Genomic DNA, 18967 nt, shown 5'->3' with positions numbered 1-18967 from the left:
GGCCGCCAAGCCGGCTGGCAAGCCTGCATCCAAACAACCGGCGGCCAGGACGGCACCCGTTAAAAAGGCGGCCAGCACGTCGCCGGCCAAGGCCGTCAAGAAGGCTGTCGCCAAGAAGCCTGCTGCCAAGACGGTGGTGGCCAAGAAGACCGTCGCCAAGAAGGTCGTTGCCAAGAAGTCGACGGTCGCCAAGCCGGTTGCCACGCCCGCCAAGCGCGCGGCAGGCAAGCCGGTGAGCAAGGCGCCTGTCAAGAAAGCCGCTGCCAGCAAGACGGCAGCCAAGAAGACCGTGACGCCTGCTGTCGCCAAACCGGCGGCCAAGCCGGCACCGGCGAAGAAGTCCGCAGTCAAGCAGGCACCGGCCACGCCGGCCAAGGCCAGCAAGACCGCCAGCAAGCCCGTGGCACCCAAGCCGGCCACCAAGCCGGTTGCAGCACCTGTAGTGAAGTCCGCACCGAAGCCGGCATCGCCGGCCCCGGCCAAGTCTGTCCCGGCCAAGAGCGCGGCCAAACCTGTCACCTCTCCGGCCTCCGCGCCGGCGCCGGTCGCAGCGGCCCCCGCCTCCAAGGCCCCGCAAAACAAGAATCCCGTGCCCGTTTCGAAATCGCCTGCAAAAACCCCCGCCAAGTCCGAGTCCGCCCCCAAGCCCGTGTCGCGTCCGGTCGGCAAGGTCGCCGTTGCCGTGGCAGCGCGCTCGTCCGCCCCGGCACCGCGCACCAAGGTCAAGGTGGTGGAATACAAGACTGACGAAGCCACCGGTCGTCCGATCCTGCCCGACGGTTACAAGCCGAGCGCGGAAGAGGAATACATGAGCCCGCTGCAGCTGGAGTATTTCCGCCAGCGCCTGCAGCACTGGCGCAATGATCTGGTGGAGGAATCCAAGCAGACCATCGCGAATCTGCAGGAAGAAGTGCGTGATATCGGCGATGAGGCCGAGCGCGCTACCCGCGAGACCGAGAACTCGCTGGAACTGCGTACCCGCGATCGTTATCGCAAGCTGATCGGCAAGATCAACAGCACGCTGAAGCGTCTGGAAGATGGCGATTACGGTTTCTGTGTGGATACGGGCGAAGAGATTGGCCTGGATCGTCTGGAAGCCCGCCTGACCGCTGAGCGCACGATCGATGCGCAGGAGCGTTGGGAGCATCTGCAGAAGCAGCAGGGCGACTGATCGCGCTGTTGGTTGTGCTGTTCTACGAAAAACCCGGCTTCGGCCGGGTTTTTTTTGGCTGTCTGTTTTTGGTTCGGGTTGGTTCGGGTTGGTTCGGGTTGGTCGCGAAGGGCGTTGGCGCCTTGCTGTCTGGTGCCCGAGTGGGTCGGGCAGCCCGGTCCGGGACCCGCCGTAAACCCATCCATGGGGGCTCGTAGTGCGGCATCCATGCCGCACACGGTCCCGGACCGGGCTACCCGACCCACTCCCGACAGGTTCATGGGTGGGCGGCAGGAAGAGCCTGGACTCCCGCTTCCGACACGCTGTGAGTCAGTCGCCAAGGTTGCCTGGGTACCGCGCTGGTCTGGATGCTTGTGCAGCGGTGCGCGCGATATCCACGCATGGCGTGAATCTACCGGCGAGGCGGGCGCGCCGAGAATTGCGCAATTCGTAATTCGCAATACGCTGGCACCCGGAAGGGAAGCCGAAGCCGTAAGCCGTAAGCCAGCAGCTAACAGCTAACAGCCAAAGCCAAGCGCTGACAGCCAACAGCCAACAGCTAACAGCCAACAGCCAACAGCCAACAGCCATCAACCGGCGCTGCACGCCGTGAGTGATAAGCCGTGAGACGTCCGCTATCTGCTGTTTGCCGTTCGCTTTTCGCTGTTGATTCCGCGCAAGCAACCCACTGTCCATGGGTGGACGGGTAGCGCAGTGAAGGACCGTGTGCGGCATGGGTCCGGCGCATGCGCCGGACGGGTTGGGCAGGACGCCCAACCCCGGCCTTGCCGTGCGTGCAGGATTGCACGCACGAGCAAGCCGCACTACGAGCCCCCATGGATGGGTTCACGGCGGGTCCTGCACTGCGGTGCCCGGCCGCCCAACCCCAGGCATAAGCAGGCGCCGACTCGCAGCCCCGGAAACCCAACCGCGCAGCGCCAGCCAAACGGCCAAACGGCCGAGCGGCCAACCAACCGGGCAGCCGATCAGCCAGGCAGGAAATCCGTCAATGCAGATCGCGCAGATTCAACCGCCGCAGCGTCGGATTCTTCCAGGCCGTAATGCCCGCCACGCTCAACACCGCAAAGCCACCCAGCACCACCGCCGGGACCAGCCCCAACAGCTTCGCCATCGTGCCCGCATAGAACGCACCCAGCTCATTCGACGAACTGATGAAAATGCCATTGATCGACGACACCCGACCACGCATCTCCTCCGGCGTCGCCAACTGCAGAATCGTCGAACGCACCACCACCGACACACCGTCGAACGCACCGTAGAACAACAGGATCGCCGCCGACAGCCAGAAATTCGACGACAGCCCGAACCCGATCACGCACAGACCAAAGCCGGCCACCGCGAACAACAGCACACGCCCCGCATTGCGCTGCAGCGGCCGACGCGCCAACCACAGCCCCACGCACACCGAGCCCAGCGCCGGCGCCGCGCGCAGCACCCCCAGCCCCTCCGGGCCGTGATGCAGGATCTCGTGCAGGAAGGCCGGCAGCATCGCTACCACGCCGCCGAGCAACACCGAAAACATGTCCAGCGCCATCGCCCCGACCATGATCTTGTTGCCCAGCACGAACCGGCCGCCCTCGGCGATGCTCTTGAAGATCGGCGCCGCCGGACCCGTGTGCACCGGCTCGGACACCCGCAGTGCCGCCAGGCAGCCCAGCGCGATCAGCGACACGCCCACCGCCACGCCATAGGCCACGCCCTTGCCGCCCCACGCCACCAGTGCGCCGCCCAGTGCCGGGCCGACCACCATGCCGGTCTGGAACACCACTGCGCCCAGTCCCGCGCCACGCGCGTACTGCGTGCGCTCCAGCACGCGGGCGAACAGTGCGTTGTAGATCGGCGAGAGGAACGCGCGGACCATGCCGGTCAGTGCGATCGCCGCATAGATCGGCCACACCCCGTGGAACGGCAGCCAGCCCTGGGCGACCGCGGTCAGCACCAATGCGGTCATCACCAGCCCGCTGCACGCGACCATGCCCAGCCGGCGGCGGGGCAGGTGGTCCACCAGATAGCCGGCGAACGGCGCCACGCAGAAGAACGGGAGCACCTCGGCCAGGCCGACCAGGCCCAGCGAGAACGGATTGCGGGTGACTTCGTAGATATGCCAGCCGACCGTCACCGCAACGATCTGGTAGGAGAGCATCGCGAAGATGCGGTACGCCAGCACCAGCGAAAAGCCCGGGCGGGCCAGCAGCTGCAGGGCGCTGTCCGGCTCCTGCGGATCGGCGGAGAGCGTCACGACTGCGCTTGGGCGGTGTCGCGGATGAAGGCCAGCATCGCCGCGACGCCGTTGCTGCGGGTCGGCGACAGGTGGCGCGACAGCCCGATGTCCTGGATGTAGCTCGGCTCGGTGGCCAGGATCTCGGCCGCCGAACGGCCCGAGTAGACGCGCAGGGCCAGGTAGATCAGCCCGGAGACGATCGCCGAATCACTGATCGCGTGGAAGCGCAGCGCCTCGGCATTGCCGTCCGGCACGATCCAGACCATGGACTGGCAGCCGAGCAGGCGGTGCTCCTCGGTCTTCCATTCCTCCGGGAAGGTGGGCAGCTTGCGGCCGAGGTCGATCAGGTACTGGTAGCGCTCGGACCAGTCACCGAAGAAGGCGAATTCCTCGGCGATGGCGGCCTGGGCGTCAGCAGCGGTGGGCTCGAGCGGGAACGGGGAGGTGGGGGTCATGGGGGCTCCGGGTCGGTGTTCGCCGTCCGTGGGTGACCGTGCAGTTGCGGGGGGAGGCAGCCCGGCCGTCCGTGGCCGGGGCGATGTCATGGCAACGCCCAGGGGATCGGGCGGTGTCGGGTAGCGCCCGACGGTCAGCCGGGCGGTCTGTCAGCGCTTGCGCGACCAGCGCACGCCTTGGGCGGTGTCTTCCAGCACGATGCCCTCGGCGGCCAACTGGTCGCGGATCGCATCGGCGCGGGCGAAGTCGCGGGCCTGCTTGGCAGCGGCGCGTTCGTCGATCAGGCCCTGGATGGCCGCATCGTCGTCGTTGCCGCCTGCGGTGCCAAACCAGGCTGCGGGATCCTGCTGCAGCAGGCCCAGTGCCAGGCCGGCACCGAGCAGCGCGGACTTCCAGTGCGCCTTGTCGGCGTCGGCAGCCTTGCGTGCCTCACCGGCGATACGGGCCAGCTCGGCCAGCGCCTGCGGCGTATTGAGGTCGTCATCCAGCGCGGCCTCGATCTCGGTCGGAATCACCGCAGCGGCGTCCACCTCGACCAGACCGCGCAGGGTGCCGTACAGCCGGTCCAGGGTGCGCACCGACTGCTCGATCAGCGCATCGGACCAGTCCAGCGGCTGCCGGTAGTGGGCCGACAGCAGCGCATAGCGCAGCGCCTCGGGGGCATGCTGGCGGACCAGATCATGCACGCGCTCGATGTTGCCGATCGACTTGCTCATCTTGGCGCCGCCGAAGTTGAGCATGCCGTTGTGCAGCCAGAACCGGGCGAAGGTCTGCCCGCCATGCGCGCACTCGCTCTGGGCGATCTCGTTCTCGTGGTGCGGGAACTGCAGGTCCACGCCGCCGGCATGGATATCGATGGTCGGCCCCAGGTGCGCGGCGGCCATCGCCGAGCACTCGATGTGCCAGCCCGGGCGGCCACGGCCCCAGGGCGATGCCCAGCCCGGCAGATCGTCGCTGGACGGCTTCCACAGCACGAAATCGCCCGGGTCGCGCTTGTACGGGGCGACATCCACGCGCGCACCGGCCAGCATCTCGTCCGGGTCACGGCGCGAGAGCTTGCCGTAGTCGGCGTAGGAGCTCACCGAGAACAGCACGTGGCCTTCGGCCGCATAGGCGTGCCCGTTGGTGATCAGCTGCTCGATCATGGTGACGATGTGCGGGATGTGCGCGGTGGCTTCCGGCTCGATATCCGGCGGCACCACGCCCAGCGCGGCCATGTCCTCGCGGTAGGCGGCGGCGAAGCGGTCGGTGATGGTGCTGATCGGAACGTGCTGCTCGCGTGCGGCCGTGTTGATCTTGTCATCCACGTCGGTGATGTTGCGGGCATAGCGCAGGCCACCGAAGCGGCGTCGCAGCAGATCGGCCAGGACCCCGAACACCACCGGCCCACGGGCATTGCCGATGTGGACGTAGTTGTAGACCGTGGGGCCACACACATACAGGGTCGGACAGGTCGGATCGAGCGGGGTGAACGGTTCGAGCTGGCGTGTCAGGTTGTTGTGCAGGCGCAGGGTCATGAGGGTCTGGGGCGGGGGTAAGCGGTCGATTTTAGAACGTGTCGGGGGCTTTGGGGGGATGTGGCCGGGGCGGGACTGTCGGCGGGTATCTGACTGAAACGACACCGGTACACCTGTGGCGCTCGGGGCAACAGGCCCGCCGTTGCGGGCTTCCGGCCGGCGGGCCGGTCCGGACTATGGGCAGAAACGTCACGGACGGGTAATGTTCAGCCCCTTGTGCCTGCCACTGCCTACACTATCCCCCTTGTCCTTTTCCCTGTTGCCAATGAAATCCGCTTCGTTGTTGACGCTGGTCTGCGTGCTCGGAAGTGCCGCCTTCGGGGCGTGCGCCCAGGACAGTGAGGTGCGCAACCGGGTCGTGATCGTGGAGAACGTGAAGTTCGACTACGCCCAGGTGCTCAACGTGGAGCCCATCTTCCAGACCCTGCGGGCGACGCGCACCGAGGAACACTGCGAGCCGGTCTCCACCCGTACCCTGGCACCGGTCAACGTCACCGGCGAGGAGCCGCAGGAAGACAAGGGCCGCTTCGGCCGCTTCATGGATTCGGTGCGCTCGATCTTCCGCCGGGAGGATGGCAGTACCGACGAGAGCGCCTATCAGGAGACCGTCGTGGTCGAGAAGCCGCCGGCCAACACCGGGCCGCTGCTGACCCGCGATTGCAAGATCATCCCGGTCGGCCGCGAGTTCCGCCGCCCGATCGCCTACGACGTGGACTACGTCTACAAGGGCACCAAGTACCGCTCCCGCCTGCCGGAAGACCCGGGCAACCGGCTCAAGATCCGGGTCTCGATCACCCCTTGGGTGGGCAACGAGCAGGCCGGTGGCGCCAACCCGTGACTCCTTCCGTCGCCTCGCGGGCGACGCCTTCAACCTGAATTTCCATTCAGGCCTTGCACCCACCCCGGGTGCATGCAAAGATGGGCGGCCATGAAACTCACCGACTTCCAGCACGACACCAGCGCCGCCCGTATGGCTACGGGCATGACGTCGCGTGCCCGCCGACCGGAACCCCACATTTTCGCTGGGTAACCGGAGCTTCGTGCTGTCTGTTCGGAAAACCCAGCCCCCGCGCTGGGTTTTTTCGTTTCTACGATCTGAAAAGTTTCATCTGTATACGTTTTGTTGAGCCCTGAACGCGCCCCGGCGCCCCCAACCTCCGCCGGAAACGGTGGAAAACCAGCCGCAAAGGATCGATCGATGTCCCTGAAGCACTTCCTGAACACCCAGGACTGGAGCCGCACCGACCTGGATGCCCTGTTGACCCAGGCCGCGTTGTTCAAGCGCAACAAACTGGGCGACGAGCTCAAGGGCAAGTCGATTGCCCTGGTGTTCTTCAACCCCTCCATGCGTACCCGCACCAGCTTCGAGCTGGGCGCGTTCCAGCTGGGTGGCCACGCGATCGTGCTGCAGCCGGGCAAAGACGCCTGGCCGATCGAGTTCAACCTGGGCTCGGTGATGGACGGGGACACCGAGGAGCACATCGCCGAAGTAGCCAAGGTGCTGGGCCGCTATGTGGACCTGATCGGCGTGCGTGCCTTCCCGAAGTTCATCGACTGGACCAAGGACCGCGAAGACGAAGTGCTCAAGAGCTTCGCCAAGTACTCGCCGGTGCCGGTGATCAACATGGAAACCATCACCCACCCGTGCCAGGAGCTGGCCCACGTGATGGCGCTGCAGGAACATTTCGGTACGCAGGACCTGCGCGGCAAGAAGTACGTGCTGACCTGGACCTATCACCCCAAGCCGCTGAACACCGCCGTGGCCAACTCGGCGCTGACCATCGCCACCCGCATGGGCATGGACGTGACCCTGCTGTGCCCGACCCCGGATTACATCCTGGATGAGCGCTACATGGGCTGGGCCGAGCAGAACGTCGCCGAGAGCGGCGGTTCGCTGCAGGTCAGCCATGACATCGCCAGCGCCTACGCCGGTGCGGACGTGGTGTACGCCAAGAGCTGGGGCGCGCTGCCGTTCTTCGGCAACTGGGAGCCTGAGAAGCCGATCCGCGACCAGTACAAGCACTTCATCGTCGACGAAGCCAAGATGGCGCTCACCAACAACGGTGTCTTCAGCCACTGCCTGCCGCTGCGCCGCAACGTGAAGGCGACCGACGGCGTGATGGATTCGGCGCAGTGCATCGCGATCGACGAAGCCGAAAACCGCCTGCATGTGCAGAAGGCGATCATGTCGGCGCTGATCGGCCGCTGATCGAACGAATCCAACGGTGCAGCCACGCACGGCGTGGCTCTACCGGCTCCAGAACCCAATCAATACCGCATTTCCAATTGGACCTGACCCCCATGAGCAAGAAAGACATCGTCCTGGCCTTCTCCGGCGGACTCGACACCAGCTTCTGCGTGCCCTACCTGCAGGAGCGCGGCTACAACGTGCACACCGTGTTCGCCGATACCGGCGGCGTGGATGACGAAGAGCGCGATTTCATCGAGCAGCGTGCCGCCGAGCTGGGCGTCACCACCCATGTCACCGTCGATGGTGGCCCGGCGATCTGGAGTGGCTTCGTCAAGCCGTTCGTGTGGGCCGGCGAAGGCTACCAGGGCCAGTACCCGCTGCTGGTCTCCGATCGCTACCTGATCGTGGATGCCGCGCTCAAGCGCGCCGCCGAACTGGGCACCAACATCATTGCCCACGGCTGCACCGGCATGGGCAACGACCAGGTCCGTTTCGATCTGGCCGTGAAGGCATTGGGCGACTACCAGATCGTCGCGCCGATCCGCGAAATCCAGAAGGAACACACCCAGACCCGCGCTTACGAGCAGAAGTACCTGGAAGAGCGTGGCTTCGGCGTGCGTGCCAAGCAGCAGGCCTACACCATCAACGAGAACCTGCTCGGCCTGACCATGTCCGGCGGCGAGATCGACCGTTGGGAAGCGCCGGGTGAGGGTGCCCGCGGCTGGTGCGCGCCGCGCAGCGAATGGCCGGTCGAGCCGCTCACCGTCACCCTGAAGTTCGTCGAAGGCGAAGCCGTCGAGCTGGACGGCAAAGCGCTGCCCGGTGAGCAGATCCTGGCCAAGCTCAACAAGCTGTTCGCCCCGTACGGCGTTGGCCGTGGCGTCTACACCGGTGACACCGTGATCGGCCTGAAGGGCCGCATCGTGTTCGAAGCGCCGGGCCTGGTCTCGCTGCTGGCCGCGCACCGCGCGCTGGAAGATGCGGTGCTGACCAAGCAGCAGAACCGCTTCAAGCCGGACGTGGCGCGCAAGTGGGTGGAGCTGGTGTACGAAGGCTTCTACCACGACCCGCTCAAGACCGACATCGAGGCCTTCCTGAAGTCCTCGCAGACCAAGGTCAACGGCGAAGTCGTGCTGGAAACCCGCGGTGGCCGTGTGGATGCCGTGGCCGTGAAGTCGCCGCACCTGCTCAACGCCAAGGGCGCCACCTATGCGCAGTCGGCGGACTGGGGCGTGGAAGAAGCCGAAGGCTTCATCAAGCTGTTCGGCATGAGCTCGACGCTTTACGCGCAAGTCAATCGCTGAGCGATTGAATTGCGCGCGCGTCTCCCGCGCATTCTTCCTCAACCCCGCGCCGTTGGCGCGCCCCCTTGAACACCAAGGGGGCTCTCCACCAGACGCATTCCGGTAGCGCCTGGTCATGCCCGGCGGAATTCCACAGGATTGTTGATTCATGCTTGAACAGACACTCGATCACCTGCAGCAGCTTGTGTCCTTCGACACGCGCAATCCGCCGCGTGCGATCACCACCGGCGGCATCTTCGATTACCTGCGTGCGAACCTGCCCGGGTTCAATGTGGAAGTGATCGACCATGGCGACGGTGCAGTCAGCCTGTATGCGGTGCGTGGCGCCCCGAAGTACCTGTTCAACGTGCACCTGGATACCGTGCCGGATTCGCCGCATTGGACGGCCGACCCGCACGTGATGCGGCGCGCCGAGGACCGCGTGATCGGACTGGGCGTGTGTGACATCAAGGGCGCCGCGGCTGCGTTGGTGGCGGCTGCGAACGCCAGCGATGGCGACGCCGCGTTTCTGTTCTCCAGCGACGAGGAGGCCAACGACCCGCGCTGCATCGCCGCCTTCCTCGCCCGCGGCATTGCGTATGAAGCGGTGCTGGTGGCCGAGCCGACGATGAGCGAAGCGGTACTCGCGCACCGTGGCATCAGCTCGGTGCTGATGCAGTTCAAGGGCCGCGCCGGGCATGCCTCGGGCAAGCAGGATGCGGCCGCCAGCGCACTGCATCAGGCGATGCGCTGGGGCAACCGCGCGTTGGACCATGTCGAGTCGTTGTCGCATGCGCGCTTTGGTGGGCTGACCGGCCTGCGCTTCAACATCGGGCGCGTGGAAGGCGGCATCAAGGCCAACATGATCGCGCCCGCCGCCGAGGTGCGCTTCGGCTTCCGCCCGCTGCCGTCGATGGATATCGATGCGCTGCTGGCCACCTTTGCCGGTTTCGCCGAACCGGAGGCCGCGGTGTTCACCGAGACCTTCCGCGGGCCCAGCTTCCCGGCCGGCGATATTGCCGAAGCAGAAAACCGCCGTCTGGCTGCGCGTGACGTGGCCGATGCGCTGGACATCCCGATCGGCAACGCAGTGGATTTCTGGACCGAGGCCTCGCTGTTCTCGGCCGGGGGTTACACCACGCTGGTGTACGGCCCGGGCGACATCGCCCAGGCCCACACTGCCGATGAGTTCGTGACGCTGGAGCAGCTGCAGCGTTACGCCGCGTCCGTGCACCGCATCATTGCGCACGGCGCCTGATCGAATGACGCCGTTGTGGTCCCCCACTGACGGAACTCCCATCGCGGCCCCGGCCGCCTGCGACGATATCGAAATGCCTTCTTCCCAGCCCCACCGCCAGACCCGTCAGACCATCGTGCGCCTGCTCTCGAGCATGGCCAGCGCGAAGGAGATCAGCCAGTACCTCAAGCGTTTCTCGCAGCTGGACGCCAAGCGCTTCGCCGTGGTCAAAGTCGGCGGCGCGGTGCTGCGCGATGACCTGGAGGCGCTGACCTCCTCGCTGTCGTTCCTGCAGGAAGTCGGCCTGACCCCGATCGTGCTGCATGGCGCCGGCCCGCAGCTGGACGCCGAACTGTCGGCGGCCGGCATCGAGAAGCAGACCGTCAACGGCCTGCGCGTGACCTCGGCCGAAGGCCTGGCGATCGTCCGCCGGGTGTTCCAGGCCTCCAATCTGCAGCTGGTCGAAGCGCTGCAGCAGAACGGTGCGCGCGCAACCTCGATCACCGGCGGCGTGTTCGAAGCCGAGTACCTGGACCAGGACACCTACGGCCTGGTCGGTGAGGTCAAGAAGGTCAACCTGGCTCCGATCGAAGCCAGCCTGCGTGCCGGCTCGATCCCGGTGATCACCAGCCTGGGCGAAACCCGCTGCGGGCAGATCCTCAACGTCAACGCCGACTTCGCCGCCAATGAGCTGGTGCAGGAGCTGCAGCCCTACAAGATCATCTTCCTGACCGGTACCGGCGGCCTGCTCGATGAAGAGGGCAAGGTGATCGACTCGATCAACCTCTCCACCGAGTACGACCAGCTGATGCAGCAGCCGTGGATCCATGGCGGCATGCGGGTCAAGATCGAACAGATCAAGGACCTGCTGGATCGGCTGCCGCTGGAATCGTCGGTGTCGATCACGCGGCCGGCGGACCTGGCCAAGGAACTGTTCACCCACAAGGGCTCCGGCACGCTGGTGCGCAAGGGCGAGAAAGTGCTGCGTGCCACCGCGTGGGATGCGCTCGATCTGCCGCGCCTGAAGCAGCTGATCGAATCCAGCTTCGGCCGTACCCTGGTGCCGGATTATTTCCAGAAGACCAAGCTGCTGCGCGCCTACGTGAGCGAGAACTATCGCACCGCAGTGATCCTCACCGACGAGCCCGAAGGCGTCTACCTGGACAAGTTCGCGGTGCTCGACGATGCGCAGGGCGAAGGCCTGGGCCGCGCGGTCTGGAATGTCATGCTGGACGAAACCCCGCAGCTGTTCTGGCGCTCGCGCAACGGCAACCCGATCAATCACTTCTACTACGCGCAATCCGATGGCTGCTACAAGCAAGGCCACTGGAAAGTGTTCTGGTTCGGCGCCGATGGCTTCGACCGCATCAAAGCGTACGTCGAGCATTGCGCCGCTCGCACCCCCAGCCTGGAGGTCTGAACCTCATGAATCTCGCCGATTGGACCAAGGTCCCCACACTGGCCGGCACACATGCCCGGCTGGAGCCGCTGCAGATGGCGCACATCGATGGCCTGCGCGGTGCACTGGGGGATGGCACCTTGTCCAAGCTCTGGTACACCCAGGTGCCGAGTGCGAAGACCATGACGGCCTATGTCCAGGCCGCGCTGCAGGCGCAGGCCGAGGGCAAGGTGTTGCCGTTCGTGGTCCTCAACGAGGCCGATGAAGTGGTCGGCACCACCCGCTACTACGATCTGGACGCCGAGGTGCCGCGCCTGAGCATCGGCTACACCTGGTATGGCGAGGCCGCCCAACGCACCGGCATCAACACCGAAACCAAGCTGATGCTGCTCACCCACGCCTTCGAGCGGCTGGAGTGCCTGAGCGTGGTGTTCGAGACCAGCTGGTTCAACCTCACCTCGCGTACCGCGATCGCGCGGTTGGGGGCCAAGCAGGACGGCGTGCTGCGCAACCACAAGCGCCACCCGGATGGCACCCCGCGCGATACGGTCATCTTCTCCATCATCGATGCGGAATGGCAGGGGGTGAAACGCCACCTGCAGCACCGCCTGGACGCACACGCATGAGCACCAAGACCTTCACTGTCGGCATCGTCGGCGCCCGCGGCCACACCGGTGCCGAGCTGATCAAGCTGATCGCCGCCCACCCGCACCTGCAGCTGGGCTTCGTGTCCTCGCGCGAACTGGCCGGCCAGCGGGTGAGCGATCACCACAGCGACTGGCACGGTGAACTGCAGTTCGAGAACCTGGATGCGGACGCGGTCGCCGCCAAGGGCATGGATGCCGTGATCCTGGCGTTGCCCAATGGCCTGTCCGCGCCGTTCGTGGCCGCGCTGGATGCGGCCAGGCCGGACACGGTGATCGTGGATCTGTCGGCCGATAAGCGCTTTGAGCCGAGCTGGTACTACGGCCTGCCGGAGCTGACCCGGGGCGATTACCTGGGCCAGAAGCACATCAGCAACCCGGGCTGCTACGCCACCGCGATGCAGCTGGCGATCAGCCCGCTGCTGCAGCAGCTGGCCGGCCCGCCGCAGTGCTTCGGTGTCTCTGGTTACTCCGGCGCGGGCACCACGCCCTCGGACAAGAACAATCCCGAACTGCTGCGCGACAACCTGATGCCGTATGCGCTGACCAACCATGTGCACGAGCGCGAAGTGACCGCGCACCTGCGCGTGCCGGTCGAGTTCATGCCGCATGTGGCGCCGCACTTCCGCGGCATCACCATGACCGTGAACCTGTGGCTCAACACGGTGGTCACGCGCGAGGACGTGATCGCGCTCTATCAGAAGTACTACGCCAACGAAGCGTTGGTCGACGTGATCGACGAAGCGCCATGGGTGAGCCAGATTGCGGGCCGCCATGGTGTGCAGATCGGCGGCTTCGACGTGGCCCCGGGCGGCAAGCGCGTGGTGGTGGTGGCGACTCTGGACAACCTGCTCAAGGGCGCGGCCACCCAGGCGATGCAGAACCTCAACCTGGCGCTGGGCCTGGACGAACTGGCCTCCATCCCGCACTGAATTCCCACGGCGCAGCGCGGCCCCCTGCGCGCGCCCTGACAACCCGGCGGAGCGAATCCGCCTACGGAGCAAGACATGGCAGACCTTCTGTGGCAGAAGCCCGGCGTGGCGGTAGACGCCAAGATCCAGACCTTCCTGGCCGGCGATGATGTGATCCTGGACCGCGAGTTCTTCCTGTACGACGTGGCGGCCAGCAAGGCGCATGCGCAGGGCCTGGAGAACATCGGCATCCTCGGCAACGACGAGCGCATCGGCCTGCAGCGCGAGCTGGATGTGCTGGCCGAGGATTTCCGCAGTGGCACATTCGTACTGGACGAGCGCTTCGAGGATTGCCACTCGGCGATCGAAGCGCGCCTGACCGAGCGCCTCGGCGATGCCGGCCGCAAGATCCACACCGGCCGCAGCCGCAACGATCAGATCCTGGTGGCGACCCGGCTGTGGCTGAAGGACAAGCTGCTGCGCGTGGCCGAGCTGAGCCGCGAGATCGCCAAGGTCGCGCTGGATCGCGCCGAGGCCGAAAAAGACCTGCCGGTGCCGGGCTACACCCACATCCAGCGCGCCGTGGTGTCCTCGGCGGGCATGTGGTGGGCGGGCTGGGCCGAGGCCTTCATCGACAACGCGATCCGCGCGCATGACACCTTCAACCTGGTCGATGCCAACCCGCTCGGCACGGCCGCCGGTTATGGCGTGAACCTGCCGCTGGACCGCGCGCACACCACCGAGGCACTCGGTTTCGCACGGATGCAGATCTCGCCGATCTACGCGCAGCTCTCGCGCGGCAAGTTCGAGCTGGCCGCCCTGGAAGCGCTTGGCGGCGCCACGCTGGATCTGCGCCGCATCGCGTGGGACCTGTCGCTGTTCACCAGCGGCGAGTTCGGCTTCGTCGCGCTGCCGGCGCAGTACACCACCGGCAGTTCGATCATGCCGAACAAGCGCAACCCGGACGTGATCGAACTGATGCGTGCCACCCACGCCAGCGTGGCCGCGGCCCGCACCGAGATCGAGCAGCTGCTGTCGCTGCCGTCGGGCTATCACCGCGATCTGCAGAGCAGCAAGGGCGCGATCTTCCATGGCTTCGGCCGCGGTCTGGCCGCGCTGGAACTGCTGCCGGCGCTGCTGGCCAACCTGGAATGGCGCGGCGACAAGCTGCGTGCGGCGATCGACTCGGGCATGTACGCCACTGATGTCGCCGTGGAAGCGGCGGTGGCCGGTGTGCCGTTCCGCGAGGCCTACAAGGCCGCTGCCGCGGCGGCGGATACGGCCGGGCAGGGGCGTACCCCCGAAGGCAGCCTGGCCGCGCGCGTGTCGCCCGGCGCGGCGGCCGACCTGCGGCTGGATGAACTGCGCGCCCGCTGGGCCGCACTGGTGTAATCACGACGGCGGCCGCGAGGCCGCCGTTTTTGTAACGTCTTGCCGGGTGCGCCCGGGAAAAGGACTCACATGAAAACCTGTTATCTGGTGATGGTCACCCGCACCCCGGACTTCCGCGATGACGTGGGTGCCGAGCACGTGCGCTTTCTCGATGAGGTGCGGGCCCGCGGGCAGCTGCTGCTGACCGGGGGTTTCACCGACAAGAGCGGTGGTGCCTACGTGCTGCAGGATATTGCCGACCTGGCCGCCGCGCAGGCGCTGGTCGACACTGATCCGCTGCTGGTGCAGGGCAGTGCCACTGCCCGCATCCACGAATGGAGCACGCGCTGAGCGCGCCGATCACATGAACCAGTCCGTGCCTTCGCCGTTCACCGAACAAGCCGTTCCGCAGTGGAAACGTGCCGTCCTCAAAGTGGGCAGCAGCCTGCTGGCCGCTGACGGCGGCGGTCTCTCGCCGCGCCACGCGCTGGGTCTGGCCCAGTTCGTCTCGGCCAATGTCCTGGCCGGGCGTGAAGTGGTGATCGTGTCCTCCGGCGCGGTGGCGGCGGGCCGGGCGATCGTGCCGCGCGCGCTGGAAGCCGGGGCAGCGATGGCCGCGCGGCAGGCACTGGCCGCCCTCGGCCAGGCGCAGCTGATCGGGTTGTGGCAGCGCTTCTTCGAACGTCCGGTGGCGCAGGTGCTGCTGACCCATGACGACCTGCGCAACCGCCGCCGCTATCTCAATGCCCGCGCCACGCTCAACGAACTGCTGCGGCTGGGCGCGCTGCCGGTGGTCAACGAGAACGACACCGTCTCGGTGGATGAGCTCAAGCTCGGCGACAACGACAATCTGGCCGCGACCGTCGCTGCGCTGATCGACGCCGATGTACTGTTCATCGCCACCGATATCGACGGCCTGTACAGCGCCGATCCGCGGCGTGATCCGCAGGCACGGCCGATCCACGATGTGCCCGAATTAACCGTCGAGGTGCTGGCGATGGCCGGGGGGGCCGGCAGCGGCGCGGGCACCGGCGGCATGCATACCAAGCTGGAGGCCGCGGCCAAGGCCGGGCGTGTCGGCATCGAGACCTGCCTGTTCAACGGGCGCAGCGCCGAGGTGGTGCGCGCGCTCAGCCAGGGCCGCCTCTTCGGCACCCGCATCCACGCCGCGCAGACCCGCGTGGCCGCGCGCAAGTACTGGCTGCGGCACGCACCGCTGGAACCGGGCGCGATCCTGGTCGATAGCGGCGCGGCCGATGCGCTGCGTGGCAAGGGCGCCTCGCTGCTGCCCGGCGGCGTGGTCGGCGCGGAGGGGGACTTCCGCCGTGGCGACATGATCGAGATCCGGCAACGCACCGAGGCCGGCGAGGTCTGCCTGGCCCGTGGCGTCAGCCAGTACTCGGCCAGCGACATCCGCCGCGTCGCCGGGCGCCACTCGCGCGACATCGAAAGCGTGCTCGGCTACAACTACGGTGGCAACGTCATCCACCGTGACGATCTGGTGCTGTTGTGATCGCGTCTCCACCGTGTTTTTCCAAGGATATTGAGATGGTCGCCAGCTCCACTACCGACATCCGCACCCAGGCGCTGGCCTGCCGCGAGGCTGCCCAGCAACTCGCGCAGCTGTCCTCCGCCGCCAAGGCCGAGCTGCTCGAAGCGATGGCCGCCGCGCTCGACGCGGATACCGATGCGATTCTCGCCGCCAACGCCCGCGATCTTGCGGCGGCCACGGAGAAGGGCGTCGGCACGGCGATGCTGGATCGCCTGGCCTTGAACCCGCAGCGCCTGGCCGGCATCGCCGCCGCGCTGCGTGAGGTCGCCGCGTTGCCCGATCCGGTCGGCCAGGTGACCCGCGATGATGTGCGCCCCAATGGCATCCGCGTGCAGAAGGTGCGCGTGCCGCTGGGCGTCATCGCGATGATCTACGAGGCGCGCCCGAACGTGACCGCCGATGCCGCCGCGCTGTGCATCAAGGCCGGCAACGGGGTGATCCTGCGCGGCGGCTCGGAGGCGATCCACTCCAATACCGCGATTGCCGCCTCGCTCAAGCGCGCGCTGCGCGAGGCCGGCATTGCCGATGCGGCGTTGACGCTGGTCGAGGATCTGCGCCGCGAGACCATGCTGGCGCTGCTGCAGCTCAACGACCTGATCGATCTGGCGATTCCGCGCGGCGGGGAGGGGCTGATCCGCTTCGTGGCCGAGCATGCCCGCGTACCGGTGATCAAGCATTACAAGGGCGTCTGCCATCTGTACGTAGACCGCGCCGCTGATCCAGCACTGGCGCTGCGCCTGCTGGTGGACGGCAAGTGCAGCCGGCCGTCGGCCTGCAACTCGCTGGAGACACTGCTGGTCCATGCCGACCTCGCGCCGACCTTCCTGCCCCTGGCGGCGAAAGCGCTGGCCGAGCGTGGCGTGCAGCTACGCGCCGATGCGGCGGCACGCCACTGGCTGCCCGACGCCGAGGCGGCCAGCGACGATGATTACGCCGCCGAGTATCTGGATCTGATCATCGCCGTGCGCGTGGTGGATGACCTGGAGGACGCCCTCGCGCATATCCAGCAGTACAGCTCGGACCACACCGAAGTGATCGCGACCGAGGATGCCGCGGCGGCCGAGCGCTTCGTGCACGCGTTGCGTTCGGCGGTGGTGATGGTGAACGCCTCCTCGCGTTTCTCCGATGGTGGCGAGCTCGGCCTGGGTGCGGAGATCGGCATCTCCACCACCCGCCTGCATGCCTACGGCCCGATGGGACTGGAAGCGCTCACCGTGGAGCGCTTCGTCGTCCGCGGCGAAGGCCAGACGCGCACGTAGTGGGTCATGCCGGCCAGCGGCCGGCACCCCCCTCAGCCGGCCAGCGCCTGCGCGGTCACCCGCACCGGCCGCGCGTGGTCATCCATGTGCAGGGTCACGGCCTTGCCGTCAGCCAGCGAGGCCGCCACGCCGGCACTCGCGCCAAGGTCATGCGCCATTTCTTCGCGGGTCACATCGTCATGTGGCAGCCGACGTTCCTTGCCCGAAAACCGCATGCGGTTGTACTCGGCCCAGGCGATCAGCAGCGCCGCGCAGCAGACCAGCATCACCGGCAATGCGATCACCACGAACGGATCGACCGTCTGCTTCTGCTCATACAGTTGCGTCCAGGCCATCTGCCCGCCCAGCAGCCAGGAGACCAGCGTCACCAGCGGCGCCCACAGGTAGAAGTAGAACGCCCAGAAGGCGATGGTCACAAAGCCCCAGGCGGTACGCTGCAGCCGCGGCTGCTTGCGTGGTTTCTGGATCAGCCGCGAGTCGAAGCGGCGGGTGGATTTGACAGTGTTCATCGGATACCCCGGTCAGGACTGACCCAGACCGCGCGCTTGCCACGACGTTTGAAGATCGTCTTGGGGAACGCCACCAGGGTCGTGAACAGACTGATGAGCCAGTACGCCATCGGGTACCAGATCACCCAGACGTAATTACGTCCAATATGCGTTTCGTAACGGCGGTCGATGATCAGGCTGCTGGCGAACTGCAGCAGACAGACCAGGGCCAGGATCACGCCATGCCACTGCGGCAGCAGCGTGGCGATGTACAGCTCCGGTGGCAGCGCCATGAACTTGCCCAGCGCCCATAGCACGATGATGGCCAGCATCGTGTACGCCCAGAGCACGCTGAGGATGTACTCCAGCAGCACGCCCCACATCCGCCGCTTGCGCCAGTGGAACAGCGAGCCGCCATGCCGCAGCAGCACTTCCACGCCGCCTTGCGCCCAGCGCAGGCGCTGTCGCCACAGCCCCTTCAGCGTTTCCGGCATCAGGATGAAACACAGCGCGTTGGGTTCGTAGCGGATGTCCCAATGATCCAGCTGCAGGCGCCAGCTGATGTCGATGTCTTCGGTCACCATGTCATCGGCCCAGTAGCCGATCCGGTGCAGCGCGGTGCGACGGAATGCGGCGATCACGCCGGAGATGGTGAAGATGCGCCCGTACACCCGTTGCGCGCGTTTGATCATGCCGATGATCGAGGAGAACTCGGCCACCTGCAGCCGGCCCAGCAGGGTGGAGCGGTTGCGGATGCGCGGGTTGCCGGTCACCGCACCCACGCGCGGGCCGGAGGTCAGGTGCCAGACCATCCAGTGCGTGGCGTATTCCTCCAGCATCGCATCGCCATCGATGCACACCAGGAACTCCGAGCGTGCGGCGAGCGCGCCCATGCGCAGCGCATTGGCTTTGCCCAGGTTGCGGTCCAGGTGTACCACCCGCAGCCGCGGGTGCAGGGCGGCCAGGGCATCCAGGCGCGCGCCGGTGTCGTCGCTGCTGCCATCGTTGATGGCGATCACTTCGAAATCCGGGTAGTTCTGCTTGAGCGCCGAGCCGAGCGTGTCGTCCAGGTTCTCCGCCTCGTTATGGCAGGGAATCAGGATCGACGCGAACGGGTACTCGTCCATCGGCGGCGGATCATCGCGGTCGCGTGCCTTGCGTTCGCGCCGGAAGAAGTAATACAGGCCGCCGGACATCCAGAAGAAGGCCATCACCATCGGGTAGAAGAAGGCGAACTGGAACAGGATATAGAGAAGAGGATGCATGG

At 66.5% G+C, this 18967-nt stretch carries 17 protein-coding genes; 12 read left to right on the top strand and 5 right to left on the bottom strand.

Going from position 1 to position 18967, the window contains the following annotated elements:
* Positions 1-133 precede the first annotated feature (133 nt).
* Positions 134-1171 carry an RNA polymerase-binding protein DksA gene (dksA, locus tag ACWV8V_RS08705; protein WP_455899628.1) on the top strand — a complete coding sequence of 346 codons (1038 nt, stop codon included), beginning with the start codon at positions 134-136 and terminating at the stop codon, positions 1169-1171.
* 985 nt (positions 1172-2156) lie between these two features.
* Here dksA and ACWV8V_RS08700 read toward each other — a convergent pair.
* The 3 genes from ACWV8V_RS08700 to cysS all read right to left on the bottom strand — a co-directional run bounded on the left by ACWV8V_RS08700 (position 2157) and on the right by cysS (position 5365).
* Entirely contained in the window at positions 2157-3410 is a 1254-nt protein-coding gene (locus tag ACWV8V_RS08700; protein WP_259261500.1) for an MFS transporter, read from the bottom strand.
* On the bottom strand, positions 3407-3847 hold the full coding sequence (locus ACWV8V_RS08695) for a SufE family protein (protein ID WP_259261501.1): 441 nt from the start codon (positions 3845-3847) through the stop codon (positions 3407-3409). The genes ACWV8V_RS08700 and ACWV8V_RS08695 overlap by 4 nt, the downstream gene beginning before the upstream one ends.
* A gap of 150 nt (positions 3848-3997) precedes the next feature.
* Positions 3998-5365, bottom strand: a complete 1368-nt coding sequence (gene cysS / locus ACWV8V_RS08690) for a cysteine--tRNA ligase (RefSeq protein ID WP_259261502.1) — start codon at positions 5363-5365, stop codon at positions 3998-4000.
* Positions 5366-5630: 265 nt separating this feature from the next.
* On the opposite strand from cysS, the gene ACWV8V_RS08685 reads away from it, so the two are divergent.
* The 11 genes from ACWV8V_RS08685 to ACWV8V_RS08635 all read left to right on the top strand — a co-directional run bounded on the left by ACWV8V_RS08685 (position 5631) and on the right by ACWV8V_RS08635 (position 17212).
* On the top strand, positions 5631-6203 hold the full coding sequence (locus tag ACWV8V_RS08685; protein ID WP_123730718.1) for a hypothetical protein: 573 nt from the start codon (positions 5631-5633) through the stop codon (positions 6201-6203).
* Between the two features lie 360 nt (positions 6204-6563).
* Positions 6564-7574 (top strand): N-acetylornithine carbamoyltransferase, encoded by a 1011-nt coding sequence (locus ACWV8V_RS08680; protein ID WP_123730719.1) that lies wholly within the window; start codon positions 6564-6566, stop codon positions 7572-7574.
* Positions 7575-7666: 92 nt separating this feature from the next.
* The gene (locus ACWV8V_RS08675) at positions 7667-8860 is read left to right on the top strand and encodes an argininosuccinate synthase (RefSeq protein ID WP_123730720.1); all 1194 of its coding nucleotides are present in this window, start codon (positions 7667-7669) and stop codon (positions 8858-8860) included.
* A 148-nt stretch (positions 8861-9008) separates the two neighbouring features.
* Entirely contained in the window at positions 9009-10097 is a 1089-nt protein-coding gene (locus ACWV8V_RS08670) for an acetylornithine deacetylase (RefSeq protein ID WP_259261504.1), read from the top strand.
* Positions 10098-10170: 73 nt separating this feature from the next.
* The gene (locus tag ACWV8V_RS08665) at positions 10171-11496 is read left to right on the top strand and encodes an acetylglutamate kinase (RefSeq protein ID WP_455899472.1); all 1326 of its coding nucleotides are present in this window, start codon (positions 10171-10173) and stop codon (positions 11494-11496) included.
* 5 nt (positions 11497-11501) lie between these two features.
* Positions 11502-12101 carry a GNAT family N-acetyltransferase gene (locus ACWV8V_RS08660; RefSeq protein WP_455899471.1) on the top strand — a complete coding sequence of 200 codons (600 nt, stop codon included), beginning with the start codon at positions 11502-11504 and terminating at the stop codon, positions 12099-12101.
* The gene (gene argC / locus ACWV8V_RS08655; protein WP_455899470.1) at positions 12098-13051 is read left to right on the top strand and encodes an N-acetyl-gamma-glutamyl-phosphate reductase; all 954 of its coding nucleotides are present in this window, start codon (positions 12098-12100) and stop codon (positions 13049-13051) included. Before ACWV8V_RS08660 ends, argC begins: the two co-directional genes overlap by 4 nt.
* Positions 13052-13126: 75 nt before the next feature.
* Entirely contained in the window at positions 13127-14422 is a 1296-nt protein-coding gene (gene argH, locus ACWV8V_RS08650; protein WP_455899469.1) for an argininosuccinate lyase, read from the top strand.
* A 69-nt stretch (positions 14423-14491) separates the two neighbouring features.
* Positions 14492-14752, top strand: a complete 261-nt coding sequence (locus ACWV8V_RS08645; protein WP_455899468.1) for a YciI family protein — start codon at positions 14492-14494, stop codon at positions 14750-14752.
* A 13-nt stretch (positions 14753-14765) separates the two neighbouring features.
* On the top strand, positions 14766-15914 hold the full coding sequence (proB, locus tag ACWV8V_RS08640) for a glutamate 5-kinase (protein WP_259261509.1): 1149 nt from the start codon (positions 14766-14768) through the stop codon (positions 15912-15914).
* A 35-nt stretch (positions 15915-15949) separates the two neighbouring features.
* Positions 15950-17212 (top strand): glutamate-5-semialdehyde dehydrogenase, encoded by a 1263-nt coding sequence (locus ACWV8V_RS08635; RefSeq protein WP_455899467.1) that lies wholly within the window; start codon positions 15950-15952, stop codon positions 17210-17212.
* Between the two features lie 32 nt (positions 17213-17244).
* Here ACWV8V_RS08635 and pgaD read toward each other — a convergent pair whose 3' ends face one another.
* Both pgaD and pgaC read right to left on the bottom strand, forming a co-directional pair.
* A complete protein-coding gene (pgaD, locus tag ACWV8V_RS08630) occupies positions 17245-17721 on the bottom strand; it encodes a poly-beta-1,6-N-acetyl-D-glucosamine biosynthesis protein PgaD (protein WP_123730728.1) in 477 nt (158 codons plus the stop codon).
* The gene (gene pgaC / locus ACWV8V_RS08625) at positions 17718-18965 is read right to left on the bottom strand and encodes a poly-beta-1,6-N-acetyl-D-glucosamine synthase (protein ID WP_455899466.1); all 1248 of its coding nucleotides are present in this window, start codon (positions 18963-18965) and stop codon (positions 17718-17720) included. Before pgaC ends, pgaD begins: the two co-directional genes overlap by 4 nt.
* Between the last annotated feature and the right edge of the window lie 2 nt (positions 18966-18967).

Source organism: Stenotrophomonas sp. Ker107b, from assembly GCF_053847245.1.
The sequence above is the reverse complement of the archived record's forward strand: the minus strand, read 5'-3'. Positions and strand labels throughout refer to the sequence as shown.